Genomic DNA, 601 nt, shown 5'->3' with positions numbered 1-601 from the left:
CGCAAGGCGCTCCGCAGCGCCGAGGGTGCAGCCCGCCATGTCGATCACCGCATTCGCAGGACCCAGCCATGAGCCGCTACGAACTAAAGCCGAGAGCCGGCAACGGCGTCGTCAAGGTGGCCGTCGGCTGGGATCGGCCGCTCCAGACTTTCTTCGCCCAGGTGTTCACGCCCACCAACGAGGAACCGGAGGAAGGCGAGGCGACCATCTGGGTCGGAACCGAACCGGGGGAGCTGCCGAGTCCCGAGGCAGCGCTGCGGGTGGTGGAAGCCTATGCAGACGTCCCGGAAACGCTCGCCACCGCACTCGCAGCGGATATGGCCGCGAGTATCGGCGTCAGGGACGGTGTCCACCAGGCTGAAGCCAAGAAGCGCTTGTTCGGATCGACGCATTGAGACGGTCCGCAGGCTGAGCCCCGAGGCCGTGAAGGAGCGGCCTCGGAGGTGGCGCTTGCGCGCCTGCTCGGCCGAACGGCCGAGGAGAGGAGTGGGGGAGTGGGAGGTGGTTCGGACACGGAGTTCGAGACCATCATCCAGGAGACTTTCCCATGAACATCGGAACGATCAAGCAGAATGACGCCGGCATTTTCGTCGGCAAGATC

At 65.6% G+C, this 601-nt stretch carries 1 protein-coding gene; it reads left to right on the top strand.

From position 1 onward, the window contains the following. Positions 1-68 precede the first annotated feature (68 nt). Positions 69-395 carry a hypothetical protein gene (locus QHC67_RS19030; protein ID WP_319296735.1) on the top strand — a complete coding sequence of 109 codons (327 nt, stop codon included), beginning with the start codon at positions 69-71 and terminating at the stop codon, positions 393-395. The last annotated feature ends 206 nt before the right edge of the window (positions 396-601 follow it).

Source organism: Sphingobium sp. (assembly GCF_033795625.1).
In the GTDB taxonomy this organism is placed as follows: domain Bacteria; phylum Pseudomonadota; class Alphaproteobacteria; order Sphingomonadales; family Sphingomonadaceae; genus Sphingobium.
The sequence above is the reverse complement of the archived record's forward strand: the minus strand, read 5'-3'. Positions and strand labels throughout refer to the sequence as shown.

What these genes read in the sequence shown, in the direction of transcription:
- QHC67_RS19030 (WP_319296735.1), top strand. Translation starts at nt 69, where the DNA reads ATGAGCCGCTACGAACTAAAGCCGAGAGCCGGCAACGGCGTCGTCAAG.